The 8131-nt window shown below is 45.8% G+C and carries 9 protein-coding genes; 3 read left to right on the top strand and 6 right to left on the bottom strand.

Annotated elements, in window-relative coordinates:
• Positions 1–48: 48 nt before the first annotated feature.
• Genes HMPREF9140_RS06440 through recF form a run of 6 tightly spaced genes read right to left on the bottom strand, consistent with a single transcriptional unit; the run spans position 49 to position 4699 of the window.
• Positions 49–1410, bottom strand: a complete 1362-nt coding sequence (locus tag HMPREF9140_RS06440; protein ID WP_006952763.1) for a dipeptidase — start codon at positions 1408–1410, stop codon at positions 49–51.
• Positions 1411–1421: 11 nt separating this feature from the next.
• Positions 1422–1679, bottom strand: coding sequence for a hypothetical protein (locus HMPREF9140_RS06435; RefSeq protein ID WP_006952761.1), 258 nt, complete (start codon positions 1677–1679; stop codon positions 1422–1424).
• A complete protein-coding gene (locus tag HMPREF9140_RS06430; RefSeq protein WP_006952759.1) occupies positions 1676–2176 on the bottom strand; it encodes a low molecular weight protein-tyrosine-phosphatase in 501 nt (166 codons plus the stop codon). Before HMPREF9140_RS06430 ends, HMPREF9140_RS06435 begins: the two co-directional genes overlap by 4 nt.
• The gene (locus tag HMPREF9140_RS06425) at positions 2173–3273 is read right to left on the bottom strand and encodes an Mrp/NBP35 family ATP-binding protein (protein ID WP_006952758.1); all 1101 of its coding nucleotides are present in this window, start codon (positions 3271–3273) and stop codon (positions 2173–2175) included. Before HMPREF9140_RS06425 ends, HMPREF9140_RS06430 begins: the two co-directional genes overlap by 4 nt.
• A 27-nt stretch (positions 3274–3300) precedes the next feature.
• Positions 3301–3591, bottom strand: a complete 291-nt coding sequence (locus tag HMPREF9140_RS06420; RefSeq protein WP_006952752.1) for a DUF721 domain-containing protein — start codon at positions 3589–3591, stop codon at positions 3301–3303.
• The gene (recF, locus tag HMPREF9140_RS06415; RefSeq protein WP_018571874.1) at positions 3578–4699 is read right to left on the bottom strand and encodes a DNA replication/repair protein RecF; all 1122 of its coding nucleotides are present in this window, start codon (positions 4697–4699) and stop codon (positions 3578–3580) included. Before recF ends, HMPREF9140_RS06420 begins: the two co-directional genes overlap by 14 nt.
• Before the next feature lie 211 nt (positions 4700–4910).
• Here recF and HMPREF9140_RS06410 point away from each other — a divergent pair, with 211 nt between their 5' ends.
• The 3 genes from HMPREF9140_RS06410 to HMPREF9140_RS06400 all read left to right on the top strand — a co-directional run bounded on the left by HMPREF9140_RS06410 (position 4911) and on the right by HMPREF9140_RS06400 (position 8037).
• Positions 4911–7022 carry a S8 family serine peptidase gene (locus HMPREF9140_RS06410; protein ID WP_006952749.1) on the top strand — a complete coding sequence of 704 codons (2112 nt, stop codon included), beginning with the start codon at positions 4911–4913 and terminating at the stop codon, positions 7020–7022.
• 123 nt (positions 7023–7145) lie between these two features.
• A complete protein-coding gene (gene fldA / locus HMPREF9140_RS06405) occupies positions 7146–7634 on the top strand; it encodes a flavodoxin FldA (RefSeq protein WP_006952748.1) in 489 nt (162 codons plus the stop codon).
• A gap of 52 nt (positions 7635–7686) precedes the next feature.
• Positions 7687–8037: a DUF2023 family protein gene (locus HMPREF9140_RS06400; RefSeq protein WP_018571876.1), complete on the top strand. Its 351-nt coding sequence runs from the start codon at positions 7687–7689 to the stop codon at positions 8035–8037.
• Positions 8038–8131 lie beyond the last annotated feature (94 nt).

The raw sequence follows: 8131 nt of genomic DNA, 5'->3' as shown, positions 1-8131 counted from the left end.
CCCTCTTTGCTTTTTTTATAATATGGTATAAACTTTCCGGTTACTGCATTAATCCTTGTCGTACTCCAGATGGAAGTTTACAACGGCGTCTATACCTTTCCATATCAACTTAAGCGGCATATTTTCGTTTGGCGAATGGATGGCATTCGATTCCAGTCCGAAGCCCATTAGTACGGTTTTCACTCCAAGAATTCGCTCGAAAGTCGAAATAATTGGAATACTTCCACCACGGCGGACAGGCAGCGGACGACGTCCGAATGCTTTTTCAAAACCACGTTCGGCCGCCTTGTAGGCCGGCATGTCGATTGGGCAAACATATCCTTCTCCGCCGTGCAAAGATTGGATATCGACTTTAACGGTTTTAGGGGCAACGCGTTTGAAATAGTCGACAACTAACTGTCCTATTTCATTATGATTCTGGTGCGGAACTAGTCTGCACGAAAGTTTGGCATATGCTTTCGATGGTATGACGGTTTTTGAACCCTCTCCGGTATAGCCTCCCCAGATTCCGCAGACGTCGAAACAGGGTCGGAAGCCGTTGCGCTCAATTGTGTTGTAGCCTTCCTCACCGAAAAGCTCATCGATTCCAAGCGACTGTTTGTATTTCTCTTCATCAAACGGTATTTGTTCAACCATACGTCTTTCGTTTTCGGGAACTTCTTCAACGTTGTCGTAGAATCCTGGAATGGTTATCTTACCGTCCTTACCGGTTACGTCGGCAATGAGCTTGCATAGAACGTTAATTGGGTTGGCAACCGCTCCGCCGAAGTGGCCTGAATGTAAGTCGTGGTTCGGACCGGTGACTTCGATTTGCCAGTAGGCCAATCCTCGCAATCCTGTTGTGAGCGATGGCAGGTCGGCGGCGAGCATACTTGTATCTGAAACCAGTATTACGTCGCACTTCAATAAGTCTTTGTGCTCTTCGCAGAAAGCGCTTAGGCTTGGTGAACCGATTTCTTCCTCGCCTTCGAGAATGAATTTAACGTTGTGGCGAAGCAAATCATGTTTGACTATGTATTCAAAGGCTTTCGCTTGAATAAATGACTGTCCTTTATCGTCGTCGGCTCCACGTGCCCAGATATGTCCATCGCGAACTTCCGGTTCGAATGGTTGGCTTTTCCATAATTCAAACGGCTCGGCTGGCATAACGTCGTAGTGACCATATACTAGAATTGTTTTTGCAGACGGGTTTACCATCTTCTCGGCATAAACAATCGGATTCCCGGCCGTGGGCATTATCTCCGTTCTGTCGACGCCCGCAGCGGTTAACAACTCTTGCCATCGTTGAGCACACCGCATCATGTCTGGACGGTGCTTGTCTGGTTGGGCACTTACACTTGGAATGCGAATGAGACTAAAAAGTTCTTCAAGCATTCGTTCTTTGTTCTCATTGATATATTCCTGTATCATAACTAAAAAAATTAATTGGTTTTTCGTTTATTCTTTATGTGTTCTTTCACTCGTTTATATCCTTCCGTACCCAGGATGGTCAATCCGCCATACTGGAAAATTTTCGCCATGCCGAAAAACACCGTCCAAAGAATGCCTTTGGTTGGCGTAGATAGCGGAAGAAGCATCTGGGCAAACGAAATGATATAGAATGGAATGCAAGTTAATAATACAATTACGCCTGTGCGGAACGACAGCTTCTTGAGCCATTGCCGAATTCTTTTAATCATTGCTTTTCGAGTTTGCGAAGCAATTCGGCGCAGGCATCCTCCAGTAAATCGAGTACGTGTTCAAAACCTTCGGCGCCACTGTAGTAGGGGTCGGGAATAAAAGAGTCGTTCGGATAGGCTTTTAGGAAGCTTGCCATCCTTAAAACCTTATTCATATCGGCTTCCGAACGGGCTCGGGTGCTTATGTCTTCATAGTTTTCTTCGTCCATAACGATGATGTAATCGAACGAATCGAAGTCGTGTGCAGCGTTGAACTGTCGTGCAATATGGTTCACGTTATATCCGCGCAACTGTGCATGCTGTCGCATTCGCTTGTCGGGCAGTTGTCCAATGTGCCACGCTCCTATTCCGGCTGAATCTATGAAGTATTTGTTGGTTTTGCCAGTCTCATCGACCAACTTTTGCATAACGGCATTGGCTGCCGGCGAACGACAAATGTTGCCTAGGCAAATGAAGAGAAGACGGAGTTTCTTTTCCATGTCGGGCTGATGAGTCATTTCTTTATTTCGACAATTTTTGTTGGGGCTTTCTCCTTGTTTCGCCGGTTTACAACCGTTATAACCGCCTGCGCAAGGTTTATAAATGCTTGTCCCGATACAGAATCGACTTGCGCAGCCGATGGCTGACCATTGTCGCCACTCTCCCTGATGCTCTGAACAATAGGGATTTGGGCCAATAATGGACAATCTAATTCCTTGGCGAGATTCTTGCAGCCGTTCTGACCGAAGATGTAGTATTTGTTTTCCGGGAGTTCGGCCGGAGTGAACCATGCCATGTTTTCAACCAGCCCAAGAATTGGCACGTTGACCTTCTCATTGCGATACATATCAACCCCTTTTCGCGCATCGGCTAGCGCCACTGCCTGCGGGGTGGATACAATTACGGCGCCGGTTATCGCAAGCGTCTGCAAAAGGGTTAGATGAATGTCGCTCGTGCCTGGGGGCGTGTCGAGAATGAAATAGTCGAGCTCTCCCCAGTCGGCGTCGGCAATGAGTTGCTTAAGTGCATTTGACGCCATGCTGCCGCGCCATAGTGTGGCCGTGTCCGGATTAACAAAAAAGCCTATCGACAGCAGCTTTACTCCATACTTCTCGAGCGGTTCGATGAGCTGCCGACCGTTTTTTTCGACTGCATAAGGGCGTTCGGTTTCCACCCCGAACATTTTTGGCATGCTCGGACCGAAAATGTCTGTGTCCAGCAGCCCAACCTTGTATCCCAATCGCGCTAGAGCTATCGCCAGGTTCGCAGCCACTGTGCTTTTACCCACGCCGCCCTTCCCGGAACTCACAGCTATGATGTTCTTTACCTCCGGAAGTAGTTTTCCTACCTCCGGACGGGGAGCCGATCTGAACTCCGTATTGATGCTCACCTCGATGTCCTTACCCAATGAATAGTGGAGTTGGGCTTCGACAGCCTTGAGCGTCGACTTGAGAAACGGATCGGTTTCCCGCGGGAAAATCAATGTGAAGCTAACCTTCTGTCCGTCTATTCGCACATCGTCGGCCAACATTTCGCTCTCGATGATGCTTTTCTTCGTTCCTGGATAAATCACCTGTTTCAACACATCGGTGATTAGCTTTGGATAGAGTGTCATAATCTTGAAATGTATTAATCTTTATTCTTAGTAAAATCGTATGTCGGTAATTATCATCGCCCCTACTTTGGAGTTGAGTTTCTTAATCAATTCGGTGCGCATCATGCTGAGATCAGCTCGTAAAGCCGGGCTGGTGAGCTTAACGAAAAGCGTTTGATTCCGAATTGTCTTTTCGGCAGTGTATCCGTCTATCGTCGCACCCATAACCTCGGCCCACGCATCGAGTAGGCGTTTTTGCAGCAGCGGAGTTTCCAATCCCTCTTGCCGCAGAAACTGGTTTATGAGCGCAGATAGCGGTTGAACCTTACGTCTGAACATCGGTCTGACCCCTTTCTGTGACTTCGCCGCCCTCGACAGCAAAGAGTTTATAGTCGAAATTGGAATTCTCGAGAATCTTGTCTAGATGTTCGCGGTTGGTGTCGGTAATGAAAATCTGTCCGAAGTTGTCGGTCGAAACCAATCTCACAATCTGTTCTACTCGTGAGGCGTCGAGTTTGTCAAAAATATCATCTAACAATAGTAATGGGGTGTTGTCCTGAGCTGTGCGTTGCAGGTATTTGAACTGTGCGAGTTTCAGCGCAAGCACAAACGACTTGCTCTGACCCTGACTGCCCTCTCGTTTTATCGGAAATCCACCCAGCTCCATCTGCAGATCATCCTTATGGATTCCATGTAGCGAGTATCCCATGATGCGGTCCTTCATCCTGTCTCGTTGAATCACTTCCAATAGCGGTCCGCGTTGACAATGTGACGAATATCCTAATGAAACACGCTCATTACTTGATGAAATCGTTGCATAAATCTCCTCGAACATCGGGATGAGCTCTTTCACAAATGCATCCCGTTTGGTAAATACCTTTTCGCCATGCTCCGCCATCTGCATTTCGAGTAGCTCCATGAGCGTAAGGTCTGGCTCGTCCTCTTGTTTCAGTAAACTATTGCGTTGTTGAAGCACTTTGTTATATAATGTGAGCGAGTCGAGGTAGGTACGGTCGTATTGTGCAATCACAACGTCCATCAATTTGCGTCGTTCATCGCTTCCACCTTCTATAACAGAGATGTCAGCTGGCGAAACAAACGTCAATGGAATCAATCCGATGTGTTCCGAGAGTCGTTTATATTCTTTCTTGTTCCGTTTAAAATGTTTTTTTGTGCCCCGCTTCATCCCGCAATAAATTTGCTCGTGTGTATCATCGTCGGCAGCATAATCGCCCTCAAGCATGAAGAAATCGCTTTCGTGTCGTATTACCTCCGAATCTTTCGAATTGAATGCACTCCGGCAGAATGACAAATAATAAATAACGTCAAGCAAATTGGTCTTGCCGGCGCCATTATGTCCGATGAAGCAGTTCATCTTGGGAGAAAGAGTCAGATTTGTAGCCTGAATATTCTTATAATTAATGATAGAAAGCCTTTCTAATCGCATGTGCGCAAAGGTAGCAAGATGTTCAAAATTAAATGTATACAATAGAGCACTGTTCCGCATTTACATCGTGAAGCTTTTCAAATAAATATTTAGACACCTCTTGTCAGGGCGATGAATATTCTCTCTATTTGTTCGGAGAGTGATGGAGATGTGAGTTTGATATATCGTTTAAATTATTTTTATTTGTACGCTGAAAATCAATATATGATTTATGAAGAGGTTAATAGATTGTATTAGAATCGGAGGGGTTCTTTTAGTCTTACTTGTGCAAACTCTTGAGATTATCGGCCAGAAGCCTGTATTATGGAAGATGTCGGCACTGGTGCGTGAGGCGGCTATAGAAACTTATGGCAACAAGACGAAAGCTCAATTTAGAAATGAAACTAATGATAGAACGGCTTTGCTCACGGCTTTGGTACGTGCGACGAGCGAGAATACACTAAAAGAATATGGTTGCGAAATCATGGCCAAATTCGGAGATATTTATGTCACTATGATTCCACTGAATAATCTTGCCCAGATGTCAAATAGCGAGGAAGTGAAACGCATTGAGACAGGCCATTTTGCATCAGTACATATGGATACGACTCGGTTTCTAGTGAACGCCGAGGCAGTGAATAGCGGCATGAATTTACCCCATGAATATACTGGCAGGGGAGTCGTGATTGGTGTGCAGGACATTGGATTCGATCTTACGCATCCAACGTTTTACACGATTGATATGAGGCGTAATAGAATCGTGGCAATGTGGGACCAGTTGTCGACCGATACCCTAGGCAGTAGGCTATGTGTGGGGCGCGATTATGTGGGACAGAAGGCTCTAGAAATTATAGGATGTTCGCGCGACGGACAGACAGAGGCTCACGGGACACACACGGCTGGAATAGCTGCTGGAAGTGGAGTCGAAGCTCCTGGAGTCGTATCAAATTATAGAGGTATGGCGCCCGAGGCTGATATCTGCTTGGTGGCCAATGTAACGAGCGATAACGCTAGGTTCATCGATCCTACCTTATATTATAAATATACTTATGCAACCGACTTGCTCGGATTTAAATATATTTTCGACTACGCTCGGAGTGTTTCTAAACCATGTGTAATTAACTTCAGCGAAGGTTCACCGCAAGGATTTACCAATGAAGAAATGCTAATCAACGAGGTACTCGACTCACTCACCGGGCCTGGAAGAATTATTGTGGCATCGGCAGGTAACGAAGGTGAATTCATTAACCATCTCCATAAAGAACGTGGTCGGGAGAGTGCGGGTAATTTTTTGCTAGGTAATCCTGATAAGGTATCTCTCACGGCTTTATCGGCCGATGAATTTGTATTTCGGGTGGCAGTCTATAATGACAAACATAATCCGACCATTTTTACGATTCCAACCGAACGAATAGTTGCGAGTACCGACTCGTTGCTGTGCGATACTCTACTTGTAGGCGGTCGTCAATATATCGTTAAAGTGTCGGCCTATCCATCGTGCTATGACTTGTCGCGAACGGCCTATGATTTCATTATATCCTCCAGTCCATCGTTAGGTCACGACGTGTTTGCATCTTTTGAAATAGTTGGTACAGACGCAGATGTGGAGGTGTACAGAATGAGAGGTTATCTCACGCCACGCGATCTTAACCCTGCACTTGTGGATGGTGATGTTTCGCAAAGTGTTCATACCCCGGCCAGTGCACCGTCGGTTATTGCTGTCGGGGCCACGGCATATCGTACGGAATTCGTTAATTATTTGGGCGAAAGAAAGATTTATAACTCAGGAAAGGACGGTAGGTTGACTTACTATTCGAGTACCGGACCAAGTCGCGATGGTCGATTGAAGCCTGAAGTGGTTGCACCTGGGCATAATATAATATCAGCCTACAGCTCTCACTTTGTGATGAATCCTGCAAACAACGGTGCACTGATAGCGAGCGATGTGCGCCATTTTCAACTCAACAATCGCACCTATGCATGGAATGCAAATAGCGGTACATCCATGTCGACACCTATTGTGGCAGGTGCTATTGCTTTGTGGCTCGAGGCATATCCGAAGCTCACAGCGGCCGATTGCCGAGCAATATTCGCACGCACGAGTACTCATAATGACAGTGTAGCCAATTATCCCAACAACCGATATGGCTATGGACAAATTGATGTTCTCGCCGGATTGAAAGAGGTTCTGAAGTTATCCGCTGCTGGAATTGAAGAGGTAGAGTCCGAATCATCGAGTTCGAATGCAATCTATTTGCTCGACGGACGATTCGTGGGGCTCGATGCAGAGAGCCTTTCGCCTGGAATATACATTCGTGCCCATCGAAAATTCATAAAGAGATGAAAGTTACTTCTACTTAATAGTAGGTATTTTGAGGTACACCCTACATTTAGGTATTGTGAGAAAGAATGCGCCCAGTTACCTTTGCAAATGTTAAATCAGAAATAAAGTCAATTACTTAGGAATATGAAGAAAACAATTGTAGTTTACGGTTCATCAACCGGAACTTGCGAAAACATCGCAAATACCATTGGAAGCAAACTTGGTGCAGAAGTAATCAACGTTTCGGATTTCAATGCCGATACCGTTGCCAACAACGACAACTTGATTCTTGGAACCTCTACATGGGGTGCAGGCGAGTTGCAAGACGATTGGTATGACGGAATAAACGTGCTCAAAGAAGCCGACCTCACAGGCAAAACTGTTGCTCTGTTCGGTTGTGGCGACTGCGAATCCTACTCCGACACATTCTGTGGAGCAATGAAGGAAATCTATGATGCAGCTCAAGGCGCAAATATCCTCCCCGGCGTGTCGACCTCAGACTACACATTCGATGACAGCGACGCCGTTATTGACGGAAACTTCGTTGGTCTTGCCCTCGACGACGTGAACGAAGAAGACAAAACCGAAGGTCGCATAGACTCTTGGATTGAGAGCATCAAAGCTCAGCTCTAAGACGAATATCGAGAGGCTCCCTTTTTCAAGCTCGTAGCTTATGGATACGGAAATGATGCTCTCAGCAGATATGAAAGTTCTTATGAACCATATCTATGAATTCAAGAAAGGTGTCAGGCAAATGGTTCTTTACACTTTCAACAAGAGGTATGAATCATCCGTGAAAGCAAGGCTTGATCGCCAAAATATTCCCTACCTAACGCAACCCGTAGGCGAAACCTGTTTAAACTTGTTTTTTGGCAGGCAGGAATGTCTTAACGCGATTCAGCTTATAGTTACGAAACCTTTGAACAAGCTTACTCCTGAAGAAGACTTTATTCTCGGCGCAATGCTAGGCTACGACATTCGCGTGCAATGCGAACGCTATTGCGAACGGAAATGTCGTTTATGCAGGCAGGCATAGAGAGTATAAATCTGGGAGAAGAAGGAGCTCCAAATTATCAAATGAAAATCTTGTTCGCGAAATAAAATTATTTCATAATGTTTTTGTATAATAA

The organism is Prevotella micans F0438 (assembly GCF_000243035.1).
Taxonomy (GTDB): domain Bacteria; phylum Bacteroidota; class Bacteroidia; order Bacteroidales; family Bacteroidaceae; genus Prevotella; species Prevotella micans.
Note: the sequence above shows the minus strand (reverse complement) of the source record. Positions and strands in the feature narration are given on the sequence as shown.

Bases quoted from the DNA above. Each gene is read 5' to 3' on its own strand.
- HMPREF9140_RS06425 (WP_006952758.1), bottom strand. From the start codon at position 3,273: ATGACACTCTATCCAAAGCTAATCACCGATGTGTTGAAACAGGTGATT.
- recF (WP_018571874.1), bottom strand. From the start codon at position 4,699: ATGCGATTAGAAAGGCTTTCTATCATTAATTATAAGAATATTCAGGCT.
- HMPREF9140_RS06420 (WP_006952752.1), bottom strand. From the start codon at position 3,591: ATGTTCAGACGTAAGGTTCAACCGCTATCTGCGCTCATAAACCAGTTT.
- HMPREF9140_RS06435 (WP_006952761.1), bottom strand. From the start codon at position 1,679: ATGATTAAAAGAATTCGGCAATGGCTCAAGAAGCTGTCGTTCCGCACA.
- HMPREF9140_RS06440 (WP_006952763.1), bottom strand. From the start codon at position 1,410: ATGATACAGGAATATATCAATGAGAACAAAGAACGAATGCTTGAAGAA.
- HMPREF9140_RS06400 (WP_018571876.1), top strand. From the start codon at position 7,687: ATGATGCTCTCAGCAGATATGAAAGTTCTTATGAACCATATCTATGAA.
- HMPREF9140_RS06410 (WP_006952749.1), top strand. From the start codon at position 4,911: ATGAAGAGGTTAATAGATTGTATTAGAATCGGAGGGGTTCTTTTAGTC.
- HMPREF9140_RS06430 (WP_006952759.1), bottom strand. From the start codon at position 2,176: ATGACTCATCAGCCCGACATGGAAAAGAAACTCCGTCTTCTCTTCATT.
- fldA (WP_006952748.1), top strand. From the start codon at position 7,146: ATGAAGAAAACAATTGTAGTTTACGGTTCATCAACCGGAACTTGCGAA.